The organism is Micromonospora sediminicola (genome assembly GCF_900089585.1).
Classification (GTDB): Bacteria; Actinomycetota; Actinomycetes; order Mycobacteriales; family Micromonosporaceae; genus Micromonospora; species Micromonospora sediminicola.
In genome coordinates, this window is sequence record NZ_FLRH01000004.1 from 769,174 (window position 1) to 786,289 (window position 17,116).

12 protein-coding genes are annotated in these 17,116 nt (G+C 75.3%); 4 read left to right on the plus strand and 8 right to left on the minus strand.

What is annotated here, in order from left to right; all coding sequences use genetic code 11:
• Positions 1-45 precede the first annotated feature (45 nt).
• The 4 genes from GA0070622_RS25060 to GA0070622_RS25075 form a co-directional block, all read right to left on the minus strand.
• Positions 46-432: a VOC family protein gene (locus GA0070622_RS25060; RefSeq protein WP_091579480.1), complete on the minus strand. Its 387-nt coding sequence runs from the start codon at positions 430-432 to the stop codon at positions 46-48.
• A gap of 227 nt (positions 433-659) precedes the next feature.
• Positions 660-3,200, minus strand: a complete 2,541-nt coding sequence (locus tag GA0070622_RS25065) for a malectin domain-containing carbohydrate-binding protein (protein ID WP_091579484.1) — start codon at positions 3,198-3,200, stop codon at positions 660-662.
• 207 nt (positions 3,201-3,407) lie between these two features.
• Positions 3,408-4,565, minus strand: a complete 1,158-nt coding sequence (locus tag GA0070622_RS25070) for a sensor histidine kinase (protein ID WP_176558835.1) — start codon at positions 4,563-4,565, stop codon at positions 3,408-3,410.
• A 1-nt stretch (position 4,566) separates the two neighbouring features.
• Positions 4,567-5,232 carry a response regulator transcription factor gene (locus GA0070622_RS25075; protein WP_091579487.1) on the minus strand — a complete coding sequence of 222 codons (666 nt, stop codon included), beginning with the start codon at positions 5,230-5,232 and terminating at the stop codon, positions 4,567-4,569.
• A 158-nt stretch (positions 5,233-5,390) separates the two neighbouring features.
• Here GA0070622_RS25075 and GA0070622_RS25080 point away from each other — a divergent pair, with 158 nt between their 5' ends.
• Positions 5,391-6,587 (plus strand): peptidase C39 family protein, encoded by a 1,197-nt coding sequence (locus GA0070622_RS25080; RefSeq protein WP_245666805.1) that lies wholly within the window; start codon positions 5,391-5,393, stop codon positions 6,585-6,587.
• Here the strand turns inward: GA0070622_RS25080 and GA0070622_RS25085 are convergent, their stop codons facing one another.
• Both GA0070622_RS25085 and GA0070622_RS25090 read right to left on the minus strand, forming a co-directional pair.
• On the minus strand, positions 6,588-7,880 hold the full coding sequence (locus tag GA0070622_RS25085) for an outer membrane protein assembly factor BamB family protein (RefSeq protein WP_091579493.1): 1,293 nt from the start codon (positions 7,878-7,880) through the stop codon (positions 6,588-6,590).
• Positions 7,877-9,139 carry an outer membrane protein assembly factor BamB family protein gene (locus GA0070622_RS25090; RefSeq protein WP_091583937.1) on the minus strand — a complete coding sequence of 421 codons (1,263 nt, stop codon included), beginning with the start codon at positions 9,137-9,139 and terminating at the stop codon, positions 7,877-7,879. Before GA0070622_RS25090 ends, GA0070622_RS25085 begins: the two co-directional genes overlap by 4 nt.
• Positions 9,140-9,218: 79 nt before the next feature.
• Between GA0070622_RS25090 and GA0070622_RS25095 the strand changes: the two genes are divergently transcribed.
• The gene (locus GA0070622_RS25095; RefSeq protein WP_091579497.1) at positions 9,219-11,084 is read left to right on the plus strand and encodes a DUF6311 domain-containing protein; all 1,866 of its coding nucleotides are present in this window, start codon (positions 9,219-9,221) and stop codon (positions 11,082-11,084) included.
• A gap of 95 nt (positions 11,085-11,179) precedes the next feature.
• Here the strand turns inward: GA0070622_RS25095 and GA0070622_RS25100 are convergent, their stop codons facing one another.
• Complete coding sequence (locus GA0070622_RS25100; protein ID WP_091579500.1) at positions 11,180-12,967, minus strand: DUF6311 domain-containing protein; 1,788 nt, start codon at positions 12,965-12,967, stop codon at positions 11,180-11,182.
• Positions 12,925-14,727 carry a DUF6311 domain-containing protein gene (locus tag GA0070622_RS25105; protein ID WP_425412791.1) on the minus strand — a complete coding sequence of 601 codons (1,803 nt, stop codon included), beginning with the start codon at positions 14,725-14,727 and terminating at the stop codon, positions 12,925-12,927. The genes GA0070622_RS25100 and GA0070622_RS25105 overlap by 43 nt, the downstream gene beginning before the upstream one ends.
• Before the next feature lie 264 nt (positions 14,728-14,991).
• Here GA0070622_RS25105 and GA0070622_RS25110 point away from each other — a divergent pair, with 264 nt between their 5' ends.
• On the plus strand, positions 14,992-16,185 hold the full coding sequence (locus GA0070622_RS25110) for a hypothetical protein (protein ID WP_091583941.1): 1,194 nt from the start codon (positions 14,992-14,994) through the stop codon (positions 16,183-16,185).
• Positions 16,186-16,221: 36 nt separating this feature from the next.
• A complete protein-coding gene (gene uppS / locus GA0070622_RS25115; protein ID WP_091579507.1) occupies positions 16,222-16,989 on the plus strand; it encodes a polyprenyl diphosphate synthase in 768 nt (255 codons plus the stop codon).
• Positions 16,990-17,116 lie beyond the last annotated feature (127 nt).

The following is a 17,116-nucleotide window of genomic DNA, read 5'->3' on the forward strand; positions in this document are numbered from 1 at the left end:
ACACCGGGCCCCCGCCGACGGCGGGGGCCCGGTGCCGTTTCCGGGTCAGGCCGACGCGGCCCGCTCCGCCGGGCTGCGGCAGACGCAGAACTCGTTGCCCTCCGGGTCGGCGAGCACGACCCAGCCGGTGCCGTCCGGTCGCCGGCGGTCGGCGACCACCGTGGCGCCGAGGTCGCGCAGCCGCACGACCTCCTCGTCCCGGGTGCCCTCGGCCGCGTGCAGGTCGAGGTGGAACGCGCCCTTGCCGTGGCGCTCCTCGGCCCGGACGAAGAGCAGGTCGGTGCCGTGCCCGTCGGGCGCCACGAGGACCGCCTCCGGGTCGCCGGGGTGGTCGTCGTCGTGCAGCTCGCGGTCGAGCACGCGGCCCCACCAGCTGGCCAGCGTGTACGGGTCGTCGGATTCGACGGTCATGCAGTGCATCCGTGCGCTCACGGTGCATCCTCCAATGGGGAGTGCGCCCCGCCGGAGTGCGAGGTCAGCGGGGAACGCGGGGCGCGGGACGGTTCGGAACGGACATCACCACACCCCCTTCCACACTCGGCTGACGCCATGATCCTTCCACCCTCCACCGCCCCCTGACAAGGAGGGGCCCCTTGTTAACACCCGGGTGTTAACAAGGGGCCCCTCCTCTACCGGAGGCGTTAACAGGGGGCCCTTCCTTACGGGCCGACGAAGACCGCCTTGGCCCGCCAGTCGACGCCGTCGACCGCCGGACCGCTGCGCACCGTGAACGTCGCGGTCGGCGCACCGTTCGCCCAGTCGGTGGCCGACAGGTCGCCGGTGTTGCGGTTGACCTTGTAGAGGGTGCTGCCCGAGACGAAGACCGCGCCGGCGTCGGCGAGGCCGCCCGACCCGGCCACCGTGAACCGGTCCGCGCCGACCACGCCGCTGTCCGGGGTAAACCAGCGCCAGAACAGGCCGCTCTGCCCGGCGAGCGTGTAGTAGAGCCGCCCGTCGAGGTGGAACATCCCGGTCACGTTGGGGATCTCCGCGTAGAAGCCGGTGGTCACCCCGACGTACGTCTGCCCGGCCGGGCCGGAGTCGGTCTCCACCGCGTCCCAGTAGGCGTCGTGGTACGGGTCGACCAGCGCCGGCGCGCCGAACGTGGTCCCGTCGAACGTGCGTCGCCAGAGCGCGCCGTTCAGGCCGTAGAAGAGCGTGCCGCCGACCCAGAACGCGCCCTTCACGGTGGACCAGGCGGTGCCGTCCGGGTTCGTCACCGGCGTCGCCGCACCGACGGTGGTGGCGCCGTCGTACGGCCGGGCCTGGACCTCGTCGCCGGTGCCGGCCGGCGGCGCCCCGGTCTTGACGATCTCGACGCCGTCGACCAGCGGGTTCTCCACCACGTGCCGGAACTCCAGGTCCACCGTGCCGTCGCTGACCACGGTGAACTCACGCATGGTGCCGACGTTGTGCCCGACGCTCGCGGACAGGTCCAGGTCGTCGAGGACGGTGGCGCCATCCAGCGCCACGTCGAACACGCGCTTGCCGGCGGTGCCGGTGCCGTCGTACCGGTTGGCCAGGTAGAGCCGTACCTTTACCTCGGTTCCGGCGGGCACCGGGAACTGCCAGGTCATCTCCGGTGCGCCGGCCGGGTCGTACCGCTCGTCGCTGTAGAGCGCGGCCGGGGTACCGGCCGGCACGGTCGCGTCCAGCGTGCCGACCGGCGCGAAGCCGGCGGTGGCGCTGCCACTGTTGTGGTACGGGCTCGGGTTGCCGCCGTCGTCGGCCGCCCAGTCCGGTCCACCGTCGGTGGCGGCGACCGCGGGGCCGCCGGCGTTGATTCGGTAGAGCACGTTCGTCGGCTTCGGCACGCCGGCCTGGTAGACCCGGCCCGGCAGGGTAGCCGAGGTGGTCGGGTGCGGGGCCGCGCCGCCGGCCAGCGGGAAGAACGCGATCCGCTCCCGTCGGTACTGGAAGTTGCCGATCCACGAGGTGTCCCCGCCGATCCAGAGCCCGGTCGGGGTCACCAGCATCTCGGTGGCCCCGACGCCGCGCGGGTGCCGGCCCGGGTTCCAGGACAGCGGCAGGCCGGTACGCGGGTCCAGCGCGGCGATGCTGGCCCGGCCGACCGCGCCGGCCCGGGCGTTGTCGGCGCCGGTGCTGTTGTTCAGCCAGCGGAAGTGCCCGCCGACGTAGACCGCCTGCTCGCTGACGCCGACCGACAGGAACGTGTCGCCGCCGGTGTAGTCCACCCAGGTCGGTTGCTGGTCCGGGCCGGTCGCGGCGGCCTCCCACCGCGCCGCGGCGTCACAGAGCGTGCCGGCGTACGGCGAGCCGGTGGTGACCACCACGAAGTAGCTGCTGTCCGGGGCGAACGCGATGTCCCGCATGTACGAGTCGAACGCCTGCCACTTGCAGCGCGGCGTGTAGCGGCTGGTGTTCCAGTCGGCCACGGTGGCGGCGGTGGCGCCCAGGTCCAGCTTGACGATCTGGTCGTGCAGCACCCCGTCGGCCTTCTTGAAGTTGCCGATCACCACGAGCGTCGTGCCGTCCGGGGAGACCGCCAGCTTCTCCGGGCCGACCCCGGCGTTGGACCCGCTGACCCCGTCGTAGTTGTGGTGCTCGGTCAGCGCGGTGGTGAGGTAGCTGTCGAGCGCGCCGGTGGTGGCGTTGAGCGAGGCCAGGCCGCCGCGCGGGTTGCTGTTGCCGGCCGTGGTGAAGATGCCGCCGACCAGCAGCCGGTTTCCGACCAGGGCGATGTCGTTGACCAACCCGTTGAACGCCGGGCCGGTGAAGCTGGTGACCAGCGCGCCGGTGGCCACGTCGAGCAGGGCCACCTTGCGCCGGGTGACGCCGTTGACGGTGTTGAACTTGCCGGCGACGTAGACCGTGCCGGCGGTCGGGCCGGCGACGACCGCGTACACCTCGTTGTCGACCACGGGTACGAACGCGGTGTCCACGGCGCCGGTGGCCTTGTCGAAGGCGAGCAGGTAGTTGCGGGTGATGTCGACGTCGGACCCGCGGTTCTGCACCGTGGTGAACGAGCCGGCCGCGATGATCTTCGTACCGGCGTCGTGGATCGCGTCGACGCTGCCGTCCACGATGTCCGGCGAGGCGGTGGAGGGGACGGCCTTGACCACGGCGGTGTGGTCGGGCGCGGCGTTCGCGGGGGCGGACGGGGCCAGGCCGGCGGCGGTGAGCGCGACCGCGGCGAGGGCCGCGAGGGCCCGGCGGCGCGGGGCGGAGGGGTGGGTCACTGGCAGCTCCGTGAGGTGAGCGGGGTGAGGCGTGTCGCTCCGCTCACCCTGGGCCACCGCTCAGCCGCCGTCCAGCGCCGGGCAAGCTTTCTGACCGACCACCGCGTCGCCACGGCCGAGCACCCGTCGCGGGCGGGCGGGACAGCCGGGCCGGGCCGCACGAAAAGGTGGGGACCCGTGGCCGGCCGGGCGGCGCGGGATCGGCGGTCAGGTGGCCGCGGGCGGGTCGGCCGACGGAAGGGTGACCGTCACCTCCAGGCCGCCGCCGGACTGGGCGACCGCCGTCACCGTGCCGCCGTGCGCGTCGCAGACGGCCCGCACGATGGACAGGCCGAGGCCGGAGCCACGGGCGCCGGTGCGTTCCTGGCCGCCCCGCCGGAACGGCTCGAACAGCCCGGGCACCTCGGCCGGGGCGACCTCGAAGCCGGTGTTCCCCACCACCAGCCAGGACCGCTGCCCGTCGGTGCCGGTGCGCACCCACATCCGCCCGTGCAGGTGGTTGTAGCGGACCGCGTTCTCCACCAGGTTCCCGGCCAGCCGGTCGAGCAGCCCCGGGTCGCCGACCACCGGCGCCGGCCGCAGCGAGGTCTGCACCCGCAGGCCGATCCGCTCGACCTCCCGGGCGACCGCGGAGAGCGCGTTGGCGGCGCCCACGGCGAGGTCGCTCTCCGCGCGCCGGGCCAGCCGCCGGCCGGTCTGCGCCTCGCTGCGGGCCAGCACCAGCAGCGCGTCGACCAGGCCGTTGGCCCGTTCCGACGCCTCCCGCACCACGCCGGCCATCCGCCGGTACTCGGCCAGGTCGGCGTCGTCGTCGCTGAGCGTCACGTCGATCTCGGTACGCATCACCGCGAGCGGTGTGCGCAGCTCGTGCGAGGCGTTCGCGACGAACCGCTTCTGCGCCTCGAACGCGGCGGTGATCCGGTCCAGCATCGCGTCGAACGTCTCGGCCAGCTCGGCCACCTCGTCGTCCGCGCCGGACCAGCCGATCCGCTCGTCCAGCGTGGTCTCGCCGAGCCGGCGGGCGGTGGCCGTGACCTGGTGCAGCGGGCGCAGCGCGCGCCCGGCCACCAGGTACGCCCCGGCCACCCCGACCACGCCGACGGCCAGCAGCGCCAGCAGCCCCTTGACCAGCAGCTCCCGGGAGGCGGCGTCGACCAGTTGCCGCTGCCACTGCCCGGCGTTGAGGGTGCGGCCGTCGGTGAGCACCACGGTGGTGCCGGGCAGCAGCTCGTCGGTGGGACGCAACGCGTCCCGGACCAGCAGCCAGGCCAGCAGGACCAGGATCGCCCCGGCGCCGACCAGCAGCACGCCGTTGAGCAGGGTCAGTCGCAGCCGCAGCGTGGGTCGCACCCGCCGCGTACCCATGTCAGGAGACCCCGCCGACGCGGTAGCCGGCGCCGACCACGGTGTCGATCAGCGGCGGGTCGCCGAGCTTCTTGCGCAGGGTCATCACGGTGACCCGGACGATGGTGGTGAACGGGTCGGTGTTGGCGTCCCAGACCCGTTCCAGCAGTTCCTCGCTGGACACCACCGCGCCGCGCGCCTTGAGCAGCTCGGCGAGCACGCCGAACTCCTTGTTGGTGAGTTCCAGCGGCATCCCGCCGCGGCTCACCACCCGGCGCGCCGGGTCGAGTTCCAGGTCGGCGACGGCCAGCACCGGGGGCGCGGCCGGGGTGGCGCGCCGGCCCAGCGCCTGCACCCGGGCCACCAGCTCGTCGAAGGCGAACGGCTTGGCCAGGTAGTCGTCGGCGCCGAGCTGCAACCCCTCGACCCGGTCGGCGACGGTCCCGCTGGCGGTGAGCATGAGCACCCGGGTCAGCGCGCCGGAGGCGGCCAGGTCCGCGCAGATCCGGTCGCCGTGCACGCCGGGCAGGTCGCGGTCCAGGATCACCACGTCGTAGCGGGTCACGAACGCCGCCTCGTGTCCGGCGTTCCCGTCGTAGGCGACGTCCACCGCCATCCCGCGCTTGCGCAGCCCGCGCGCGATCGCGTCGGCGAGGTTCCGCTCGTCCTCGACCACCAGTACCCGCATCCCGGCCTCCCGCCTCGTGACCTCCCACAACCTACTGGCGGGGACCAAACGGCCGGCACGCGCCGCCGTTGCAGAAAACCTTCGGGTACGCGATGCTCCCCGACAAGAATCGACCAGCGCGCCGGCCGACGGCCGGACCCGAGCCGAGCGGAGCCCCGATGACCGCCGTCCACCCCGGCCGCGACGTGGCACACCACCGGTTCCGCTTCCCGGCGGACCGGGACCGGGGCCGCGTGGACGGGCTGCGCGCCGAGCCGGGCGGGCTGACTCCCGACGGGACCGCGGAGCCGGTCACGCACACCGATCCGCACTCCGGCACCACGGTCGACTACGCCGCGGGGACGTGGACCTCCCCGGTGGTGCCGGTCGGCTTCGCCGCCGCCGAGCTGGTGCCCTCCTGGACCGCGGACACGCCCCCCGGCTGCTGGCTGCGGGTGGAGCTGCGCGGCTGGGCCGGTGACGCCGCCACCACCGGCTGGTACGAGCTGGGCCGCTGGGCGGCCGACGACAGCGCGGTGCACCGCTCGTCCGTGCCCGGCCAGGCCGACGGCCACGCCCGGGTGCTGGCCGACACGCTCCGCGTCACCGACGCGACGGTGACCGGCTGGCAGGCCCGGGTGACCCTGTTCCGGCGGCCCGACGCGCCCGCCGGCCCGGTGCTGCGCACGGTCGGCGTGGTCGCGTCCGCCGACGCCGACACCGACACCGGGGTCGACGGTGGCGCGGCGGAGGAGACCGGCGCCCGGGGTCGGGTGCTGGACGTGCCGCGGTACGCGCAGCGGCTGCACGCCGGCGGGGAGACCCGCTGGGGCGGCGGCGGGGACTCCTGGTGCAGCCCCACCTGTGTGTCGATGGTGCTCGACTTCTGGGGCGCCGGCCCCGCCCCGGAGCGCTACGCCTGGGTCGACCCGCCCGGCCCGCGCCCGGTGGTGGTGCACGCCGCCCGGCACTGTTACGACCACGCGTACGCCGGGGCGGGGAACTGGCCGTTCAACACCGCGTACGCGGCGACGCACGGGGTGGACGCGTTCGTCACCCGGCTGCGGTCGCTGGCCGAGGCGGAACGGTTCGTCGCCGCCGGCATCCCGCTGATCGTCTCGGCGGCGTTCACCGCCGGGCAGGTCCCCGGGCTGGACTACGACACCCGCGGGCACCTCGTCGTGCTGGTCGGCTTCACCGACGACGGCGACCCGGTCCTCAACGACCCGTACGCGCCGGACGACGAGCGGGTCCGCCGGACCGTGCCCCGGGCGCCGTTCGAGGCGGCCTGGCAGGGCGGCAGCGGCGGGATCGCGTACGTGGTGCGCCCGGAGTCGGTGCCGCTGCCGGCGCCGCCCGCGCAGCGCAACTGGTGATCAGCGGCCGACCGGCCAGAGCGTCAGCCCGCCGTCCGGGCGCAGGCACACCAGCACGGTGCCCGAGTCGGCGCACTCGTCCCACGAGCCGGGCAGCACCGCCCGGATCCGCGCCTCCGCGGCCGGGACGTCCAGCACGCCGACGAGCGTCCGGTCCGCGCTGAGGTGACGCAGCCCGAGCAGCCGGCCGGCCTCCCGGTCCGTGCCGGTGATCCGCCAGCGCCCGAGCCGGCCGAGCACCCGTCCGGTGGTCGGCTCCAGCACCCACCGGTCCAGCTCCAGGCCGATCCCGGGCGTGGCCGCGAGCAGGCGGCCGCCGACCGGGTACACCCCGAGCCACCGCTCGTCGGTCCACGCCGGCCGCCCGGTCGCCGGGTCGAGCGTCCGGGCGCCGCCGACCTGGTCACGCAGGCAGACCATGCCGGCGCAGTCGGTGAACCAGAGCCCGGCGCGTTCCTGCACCGGCACGGTCCAGCGGGCGTCGAGCCGGTCCAGCCCGTACGCGGTGACCGTGCCCGGACCGCCGTCGACCAGCAGCAGATCGGCCACCACCTGCGCGTACCGGTAGGAGACGCCGTCCGGCGCGGCCGGCACCCGCCCGGTGTGCGCCAGCGCGCCGGTGTCCGCGTCGTGCACGGCCACCCGCCCGTCCGGCGTCACCAGCACGAGCTGGGTCACCCCGTGGCCGTCCGTCCGGTACGCCACCCCCTGGGCCGGTATCGGCAGCGTCCACCGCACCGCCCCGGAGCCCGGGTCGACGGCCAGCACGCTGCCCGCGCCGGCCGCCCGGGGACTCTCCAGCAGCAGGCCGCCGGACGCGGTCGCGACCGGGTAGCCGGGCTGCCGCCAGCGCGACGCGCCGGTGGCCGGGTCGAGCAGCGTGGAGAGCGTGTCGCCGGCGCCGGCCGGGCTGCTCGTGACCAGGAGCCCACCGGCGGCGACGCCCAGCCCGAGCACGTGGTCGCCGGCGGGCAGGCTGAACCGCCAGAGCGGCTCCCCGCCGGGCAGCCGGTGCCCGGTGACCACCCGGCCGCCCCGGCCGACCGTCCCCGGCCCGTCGGCCACCATCAGCCGGTCGGCGAGGACCACGAACGCGGCCCCCTGCGGTGCGGGCACCCGCACCGGCGCCGGGCGCCGGGCCGGCGCGACCGCGCCGGTCACCGCGAGCAGCGCCAGGCAGCCCAGCGCCACCACCCGCGCGACCCGACCCGGAGGACGCCGGGGCGACGCGGGAAGCGGCTCGTCGCCGTCCCCGCCGTGCCGCATCTCACCCAGGTCGATGAGCGCGCTCATGGCAGCCGCCGCACCGTGAAGTCGCCGTCGCGGTCCCGGCACACCACCAGCACGCGCCCGGCCGAGCAGTCGACGCCGGACAGCACGCCCCGGACCGGGAGCCGGCCGGCGGGCAGGTCCAGCTCGGCGAGGAGCAGCCGCCCGCCGCCCAGCGGCCGGGTCAGGAACAGCCGGTCGCCGAACTCGTTCGGAGCGACCACCGCCCAACCGGGAAGGTCAGCGACCAGCCGCCCGTCGTCGGCGTCCAGCATCGCCAGGCGGTCCCCGCCACCGCCACCGCCGTCGCCGTCGCCGGCCCCGACGAGCAGCCGCCCGCCGTCCACCCGGATCACGCCGAACCACCGGTCGGTGGCCCACCGGACCGCGCCGGTGGCCGGGTCGAGCCCCCACATGCCGCCGGTCTGCCGGCTGGCGCAGAGCACGTCGCCGCAGGTGTCCACGTAGTCCAGCAGCGGCAGGTCGGCGGTCCACCGCGAGCGCAGCGTCTCCCGCTGGTAGGCCGCGACGCCGTCCTCCCGGATCTCCAGCACCAGGTCGCCGGCGGTCAGCACCCGCCGCTGGGTGGGCAGCTCCCCCGGATGCAGGTCACGGGCGGCCAGCCGCTCACCGGTGACCGCGTCCAGCACCACGGTCTCGCCGCTCTCCGGCACCACCAGCAGCCCCTCGACCCCCGCCGGCCCGAGGACGAAACGCAGATCCGGCGTCGCGGGGGCGGTCCACAACGTGCGGCCGTCGGCGACCGCCACCCTGCGTACCTCCTGCGGGCCCGACGCGGTCGTCGGTTGGAGCAGGAGCGCGTCACCGGCCGGGTAGCCGAGCGCGGGCTGCCGCCAGCTGAGCCGGCCGGTGGCCGCCTCCAGGGCCACCGTCTGCCACGCCTGGTCGGGCCCGTTCGGCCCGGCGGCCAGCACCCGGTCGCCCATCTCCCACACCGAGACCACCTCGCCCGGGGTCGGCAGCCGGCTGCGCCAGCGTTCCCGCCCGTCCCGGTAGGCGACCACCTCCCGGAGCGCGCCGGGCCGCCAGTCCAACGGCCGGACCACGTACACCCGGTCACCGGCGACGAACGCGGACGCCCCGGTGCCACCCGGCACCGTCCACTGCGCGGGACGCGCCGGTGGCGTCGCGGACGCGAGCGTGACCAGCGCCACCAGCAGCACCACCAGCACGCGGAACGGCCGGCCGACCGCACGCGGCGCCCGGCCCGGCACGTCGGACACCGCGCCGTCCCGCAGCTCACCCAGGTCGATGACGGTCACGAGCACCCCTCTCCGCGCCGCCGGACCGTCGCCCGGTCGTGACCGGACCGCGCCCGGACCGCCTGTACGATGGCCCGTCGTGGCCGTGCCGGTGGTGGACCCCTCGCTGAACTCCTCGTCCGTCGAGGTCGACACCGGCGTGTCCGACCCGCCGCGTCGGCCGCGTCGCCGACCGGCCCGTGCCGACGTGCTGGCCATCGGAGCCTATGCGCTGCTCGGTGTTCTCGTCTGCCTCAACTACTGGGGCGACGTGCAGCACCGGGTCTCCTCGCACCTGCCGACCGACCACAGCTGGTTCGAGTGGCTTTTCGCGCACGGCGCCTACTCGGTGCGACACCTGGAGAACCCGCTGTTCACCGCCCGGCAGAACGCGCCGGACGGGGTGAACATGATGGCGAATACCTCGCTGCTCGGGGTGACGCTGCCGCTGGCGCCGCTGACCATGCTGCTCGGCCCGCAGGTGATGTACGCGCTCTACCTCGGCGCGGCGCTGTCGGCGACCGCCGCCACGTCGTACTGGGTGCTGTCGCGGCACCTGGTCCGCTCCCGCGGCGCGGCCTTCGTCGGCGGGGCGTTCCTCGGCTTCGCCCCGGGCATCGTGCACCACGCCAACGGGCAGCCCAACTTCGTGTCGAACTTCCTGCTCCCGCTGATCGTCTCCCGCGTGCTGCGCCTCGGCGAGCCGGGCCGCTGGCGGCGCAACGGCGTGGCGCTCGGGCTGCTGGTGGCGTACCAGATCTTCATCAACGAGGAGATGCTGCTGCTCACCGCGCTGGCCTGCCTGGTCGTCGTGGTGGCGTACGCGGTGCAACGCCCGCGCGCCACGCGGGAGCGGGCGGGCGCGTTCCTGGCCGCGATCGGGGTCGGTGGCGGGGTGGCGCTGCTGCTCACCGCGTACCCGATCTGGTTCCAGTTCAACGGCCCGCAGTCCTACCGCGGCCTGCAGGGCGGGGTCTTCCACAACTGGGGCGAGGACCTGATGGCCTTCGTCACCTTCGCCCGGGACACCGTGGCCGGCGACGAGGCGGTGGAGAAGACCATCGGGCTGACCGAGCAGAACACCTGGTTCGGCTGGCCGCTGGTGCTGGTCGGGCTGGTCGCGCTGGTCCTGCTGGCGCGCCGGTCGGTGCCGGCCCGGATCCTGGCCGTGCTGGTGGTCGTGTTCACGGTCGCCTCGATCGGGCCGAAGGTGCGCTTCGACGGGGTGGAGACCGGGGTCGACGGCCCGTGGGCGTACGTGCCGGACGACCTGCCACTGGTCGAGATGATGATGCCGACCCGGCTGAGCCTGGTGGTGGTCGGCGCGGTCGGCGTGCTGCTGGCGCTGGCCTGGGACGCCCTGGCCCGCGACGGCCGGGCCCCGGTGCCCGCCCCGCGCGCCGGCGACGGCGCCTCCGCGCCGGGCGCCGGGCCCCGTCGGCGGCGCGGGCTGCGCCTGGTCGGGTACGCCGCGATCGCGGCCGCCCTGCTGCCGCTGTTCCCGCGCCCGCTGCCGGCGCAGCAGATCGACCCGCCGCCGCACTTCGTCACCTCGGGCGGCTGGCGCCCCTACGTGCCGGACGGCCGGACGCTGGTGCCGGTGCCGATCCCGAGCAACGTGCACGGGCTGCCGACGCTGCGCTGGAGCGCGCTGACCGGGCAGGAGTTCCCGATCCCGGGTGGCTACTTCATCGGCCCGAACGAGCGGGGTGAGGGCGTCTTCGGCGCCCCGAACCGCCCCACCAGCACGTTGATCTACTCCACCATGGACGCCGACCGGGTCCCGGAGATCACCGAGGAGAACCGCCGGCAGGCCGTCGAGGACCTGCGCTTCTGGCGGGCGTCGGTGGTGGTGCTCGGGGCGAACCCGCGCGAGGCGGTACTGCGCGACCTGATGACGGCGCTGCTCGGCCCCGCCCAGCGGGTCGACGACGTCTGGCTCTGGGACGTGCGCGACCGCGTGTAAGGAAGGGCCCCTTCTTAACGTATTCGGTAGAGGAGGGGCCCCCTTTTAACACGGGGCGTTAAAAGGGGGCCCCTCCTTGCACGGCACCGGGTGCGTCAGCCGAGCAGGGGGCGGACGTCCCACAGGTGCCCGCCGGGCACGTCCCGGCCCGGGCCGACCAGGGCGTCCACGGTGGCGCGTACCGGGTCGGCCGGCGACGAGTCGGCCTGCACCAGCGCCGCCGCCCGCCAGTGTCGCAGGTCCTCGACCGCCTGCCGGCGCTCCACGTCGCCGACCGGCGGCACCTGGCCGGTCTCGGCGGCCCGGCGCAGCAGCAGCGAGGTGGGCCGGTCCGGCGCGCCCCAGCGGGCGGTCGGGTCGGTCGCCGAGTGCGGGCCGATGAAGTAGCCGCCGGGCGCGTCGAACGCCAGCCCGGTGCGCGCCGACCAGAACATGGCCGGGCTGACCGCCGCCCCGGTCACCGGCGGCACCGGCACCAGCGTCCGGCCCGGCGGGACGTACGCCTGCCAGCCGCCGCCGGACACCACGGCCGGCACCGGCGTCACCGGCACCGTGCGGATCGGCGTCGGGGTGAGCGGCAGCAGCGCGGCGGCGACCGCGCCGGCCCACGGCGCCCAGGCGCGCGTGCCGGAGCGCCGGACCCGGTCCAGGGCCAACGCCAGCAGCACCCCGCACACCGGTACGCACACCAGGGCGAACCGCGCCGGCACGACCAGGTCGAGCAGCGGCACCCCGGCGAGCAGGCGGTAGGGGCCGGGCACCCCGGTGTCGTGCCGGTTCAGCACCACGCTCGCGCCGAGCGACAGCAGCGCGAACAGCAGCCCGCACGCGGCGAGCGCGCGCACCAGCGGCCGGCGCCACAGCCGCACCACCACGAGCAGCGCCAGCAGCGGCAGGAACGGCCCGAAGAACGAGTTCTGCTCGGTCGGGTTCGGCGACAGCAGCCCGGCGCGGTGGGCGTCCCCGGCGACGGTCTGCCGCGCGGTGGCGGTGAACGAGGCCAGGTCCAGCCGGTACCCCAGGGTGTGGAACGGCATCCCGCTGTAGTGGCCCGGCCCGAAGAACTGGAACCACAACGGGTACGCCAGCAGCACGCCGGCGACCAGCGCGCCGATACCCAGCCGACGGGCCACCACCGGGACCAGCCGGCGGGCGGCGGCCCGGTCGGCCAGCGCGTACGCCCCGGCCAGCACCCCGGCCGCGAGGGCCAGGAAGACCAGCACCTCCTCGCCGAGGAAGACCTGGTAGGCGACCGCCAGCCCGAGCAGCACGCCGTCGCGGCGGACCCGGTCGGTGGCCGGCCGGAACACCAGCGCCAGGATCACCGGCACCAGGAACTGGGCGGCCATGTGCAGGTGCGCGCCGGCCTGGGCCACCATGCCGGGGGCGAAGCCGCAGACCAGGCCGCCCACCGCGGCGGCGGACCGGGAGCGGACCAGCCGGCGGGCGAGCAGCGCGTACCAGGCGGTGGCCGTGCCGGCGAGGCTGAGCGTCACCGCGACGAGGAACGCCACCTGCGAGCCGAACGCCACGGTGACCGGGGTGAGCGGCACGCCCAGCCCCAGCACCGAGGTGTTCGCCATCAGGTTCACGCCGTCCGGGGCGTTCAGCGCGGCGCTCCAAAGCGGGTTCTCCCCGCCGGTCACCGCGCGGGCCGCCCGGGCCAGCATCCACTCGAACAGCATCTGGTCGCCGGCCTGGTGGAACAGCCGTTCCGGCCGGCGCCACTGGTCGGTGGTGAGCAGCACGGCCAGACCGAGGTAGCCGGCCACCACGAGCGCGTCGACCGGGCGGGGCCGCCACCGGCGCCGGGGCGCGCGGCCGGGGCGGTCCGCCCCGGTCAGACGGAGCGGCTGGTCAGTGTCCGGACGTCCCACAACCACACGTCCAGCTCCTGCCGGCCGGGGCCGACCAGCTGCTCCACGGTCCGGCGCAGCGGCTCGGCGTTCTGCTCGTTGAGCGGCAGCACCACCACCGCCGCGTTCCAGTGCCGCAGCTCGTCGAGGAAGCGGCGGCGCTGCCGGTCGTCGAGCTTCGGCGTACGCCCGGTGGACGCCACCTCCTCCAGCATCTCCCCGATGCCGCTGGGCCGGCCGCCGAAGCGGCCCGGGTCGCCGGTGACGCCGTTGCGCGGGGCGAGGAAGTAGCCGCCGGGGATCTTGAAGTCGAGGTCGGTGCTGGCGGCCCAGCGCATCGGGTCGGTGTTGCCCATCGCCGGCACCGGCACGGAGACCAGTGTCTGGTCCGGCCCGACGTACTGCCGCCACCGGTCGGCGGTGATGAACTCCGGCACCGGCGGCCGGGTGGTGACCCGCAGCGGCATCGGCGCGATCGGCAGCAGCGCGAAGACCAGGCCGGCGGCGGTCAGCGTGCGGGCGGTACGCCGGTCCACGCCCCGCAGCACCCAGGCGCTGCGCACCGCGTACGCGAGCAGCACCGCGACCGTCACGCCGGTGATCATGCCGAACCGGGTCGGCACCACGGCGTCCAGCAGCGGCAGCCGCACCAGCAGCTCCCACGGCCCGGTGACCAGCTCCCGGTCCCACCAGGAGATCCGCTCGCCGAGCGAGAGCACGGCGAAGAACAGCCCGGTCGCGGCCAGCGCCCGGACCACCACGTCCCGGCGCAGCCAGACCACGATGCCCACGGCGAGCAGCGACAGGCTCCAGCCGAAGAAGGCGTTCTCCTCCGAGTAGTTCGGGGCGAGGTTGACGTTGGCCCGCTCGTTGCCGCCGAAGGTGGGCGAGCCGGGGGCGAAGAACGCGGCGATGTCGTTGCCGTAGTCACGCACCGTGTCGCTGAGCCCGTGGTACGCCATCGGCCCGGCGAACTGCACCCAGAGCGGGTACGCCAGCAGCGCGCCGGCGAGCAGCGCGCAGACCGCGAGCCCGGCGCCGAGCGGTCGCCAGGCGGCGGCCCACCGCGCACGCTGCTGCGCCAGCACGGCGAGCAGGAACACGCCCAGCGCCATGGCGGTGAAGAGCAGGATCTCCTCGTTGATGAACGCCTGCGCGGTGACCAGGAGCGCGAGCAGCGCGCCGTCGCGGACCGGGCGGGTCGACCGGGTCAGCACCAGCACCCGCCAGACGATGAACGGCAGCAGGAACTGGCTGATGATGTTCGGGTGCCAGTTGGCGTGCGACAGCATGGCCGGTGAGAACCCGCAGAACCAGGCGCCGACGGCGGCGGCCGGCCGGTGGCGCACCAGGTGCCGGGAGAGCACCCGGTACCAGGCGGCGGCGGTGCCGGCCAGGCCGAGCGTGACCAGCGTGACGAAGGAGACCGCCGGTCCGAACAGGAGGGTCACCGGCACCATCGGGATGCCGAGCGCCAGGATGGCGGTGTTCGCCATCAGGTTGACCCCGTCGGGGTAGTTGAACTGCTCGGTGAAGAACGGGAACTCGCCGTGCAGCACCACCCGCACCGAGTGGGCGAGGAAGAACTGCACCTGCGCCGGGTCGCTGCTGTAGAGCGCGGCCACCCGGCCGGCGGGGTCGGCCCAGATGCCGCTGGTCACCCAGATCGCGGCGAGCAGGAAACCGCCGTACACGACGAGGTCGATCCGGCGGCGCGTCCAGCGCCACCGCCACCGGCGACGCGCGGCGGGCGCGGCCTCGTCCGCCGGGTCGGCGGGGGGCGGCACATCGGCGGGGGCCGGCGGGGCCGGCCGGGTGACCGGAGGCCGGTCGAGGGTGACGGAGCGGGGTCCCGTCGGGGCGTCGGCGGCCGGCGTCGAGGCGCCGCGGGTCTCGGCAGGCGTCACAGTCGGCGGAGTCTACCGGAGCCGGATATTGGCGCACGAATCGCGCGTCACGTTCCGCGACGAACGGGTGAGCCGGGCTCGGCCGGGCGACCGGTCGTCTCGTACCATGTGGGCTTCCGACCGACGACCGGCGAGGGGATCAGGGTGGTTTCAGCCCGCCGAGGCGCTACGACGGGCACCGCGCTGGCCGCGCTGCTGCTGGTCACGGTCGGTTGCGGACCGGTCGCCGACCGGCAGCCGAAGGACCTGCGGGTCGGCTACGACAGCCTGGACGGCACCCTGGCGGTCTGGCCGCCGCGCGGCAGCCTGGCCCGCGACGCCGCCGCCACCGCCGGGATCACCGAGGCGGTACGGGACTGGCGGTCCCCGGTGGACGACCGGGTGCACGTGCCCTCCTCCGGCATTCTCTTCTCCGGCCAGGTCGCCGGTTCCGCGCTGGCGCTGGTCGCCGCGGACGTGCCCGGCGAGGCCGCCTCCTGGCTGCTGCAACTCGACCGGGACGGGCAGCGCTGGCGGGTGGCGCACGCCACCGAGTACACCGACCCCGGCTACCTGGTCTACTCCGACGTGCTGCCGGTGCGCCAGCCCGAGGGCCGCCGCTACCTCACCTCCGCCCGGGTGGAACGCCTGCTCGGCCCCGACGGCCGGGTACTGGGCGGCGCCGACGGCGTGACCGACCCGGTCGCCGTGCCGGCCTGCCGGGCCGTCGAGCTGACCGCGACGCTGCGGCCCACCCCGTCGCTGCCGCGCGGCCGGGCCGCGGACCGCGTCCTCGACCTGGGTACGGCCACCGAGGCGCCCCGCTACCCGCTGGTGCGCGACGAGACCGGCGCCGGCAAGCGGGCCCTGACCGGGCTGGACACCTGCGCGCTGGCCGGTGAGCGGGGCCCGTTCGGCAGCCTCCCCCGCCGCCTCGGCGACCGCGAGGCGCCCCGTTCGGCGCCCGAGTCCTGGCCGATGGCGAAGATCGCGACCCGGTCGCTGGGCGAGGTGGCCCTGGGCGGTGGGGAGCCGGGCGACCTGGAGCAGCTCAGCTGGGAGACGGCCACCGGCACCATGACCGCGGTGGTCTACCGCCCGGCCGGCGGCGGCACCCCGGTGGTCTCCCCCGCCGACCGGTCCACCACGCTGCAGGCCTACCACCTGCCGGTGCCCGGGCAGCCGCTCGCGGTGCTGACCTGGCGTACCCGGGACGCGTCGTTCGCCGCCCCGCCCGGCACCACCCGCCTGGTCGACCGGCCCGGCCTGGTGGTGGTCGAACAGACCGACGCCAAGCAGACGTTCAGCCTGGCCGGCACCGAGAAGACCTGGTACCGCTCCCTGTCCGCCCCCCGCTGACGGCGAGCACCCGCGCGCCGCGTCGGAGGAGACGCCATGGTCGAGATGATCCGTCGGCTCTACGCCCGTCGCCTGCGGGCCGGACTCGTCGACGCGACGCTGCCCCGGCACGTCGCGATGGTGATGGACGGCAACCGTCGCTGGGCGCGGCAGATGGGGTTCGACGATCCCTCGGTGGGCCACCGGTACGGCGCCGCGCACCTGCACGAGGTGGCCGGCTGGTGCGCCGAGCTGGGCATCCGGCAGATCACCCTGTTCGTCGCCTCGGTCGACAACGTGCGTAAGCGCGGCTCCGCCGAGGTGGCGCACCTGATGCGGCTGGTCGAGGAGGTCATCGCCGAGCCGCTGCGGCGACCGGACAGCCCGTGGCGGCTGCACGTGGCCGGCCGGACCGACGTCCTGCCCGACTCGACCCGGCACGCGTTGAAGCTGGCCGAGGAGGACACCCAGGACCGGGCCGGCGGCTTCGACCTCACCGTCGCGATCGGCTACGACGGTCGCACCGAGATCGCCGACGCGGTCCGGCGCCTGCTGCACCATGAGGCGGAGGCCGGGGCCACCCTCACCGAGGCGGCGGCCCGCCTCACCGCCGAGGCGATCGGCGCGCACCTCTACACCGGGGACCGACCGGCCCCCGACCTCGTCATCCGGACCAGCGGGGAACGGCGGATGTCCGGCTTCCTGCTCTGGCAGGCCGTCCACTCGGAGCTGTACTTCTGCGACGTGTACTGGCCCGGCTTCCGCGAGGTCGACTTCCTCCGGGCCCTGCGCACCTACGCCACCCGCACCGCCCGCCCCCACTAGCCACCGTTCCCGCCTCCCCTCGCCCCCACCCCTCCCCACCGTCGATCTTGCAGTTTCGGCCCACGCAATCAGGGCATAAAGGGCGAATTCTGGGCCACAATCGCAAGATCGCCGGGGCGGCGGGGCA

What these genes read in the sequence shown, in the direction of transcription:
- uppS (WP_091579507.1), top strand. Translation starts at nt 16,222, where the DNA reads ATGGTCGAGATGATCCGTCGGCTCTACGCCCGTCGCCTGCGGGCCGGA.
- GA0070622_RS25070 (WP_176558835.1), bottom strand. Translation starts at nt 4,565, where the DNA reads ATGGGTACGCGGCGGGTGCGACCCACGCTGCGGCTGCGACTGACCCTG.
- GA0070622_RS25075 (WP_091579487.1), bottom strand. Translation starts at nt 5,232, where the DNA reads ATGCGGGTACTGGTGGTCGAGGACGAGCGGAACCTCGCCGACGCGATC.
- GA0070622_RS25085 (WP_091579493.1), bottom strand. Translation starts at nt 7,880, where the DNA reads ATGAGCGCGCTCATCGACCTGGGTGAGATGCGGCACGGCGGGGACGGC.
- GA0070622_RS25080 (WP_245666805.1), top strand. Translation starts at nt 5,391, where the DNA reads ATGACCGCCGTCCACCCCGGCCGCGACGTGGCACACCACCGGTTCCGC.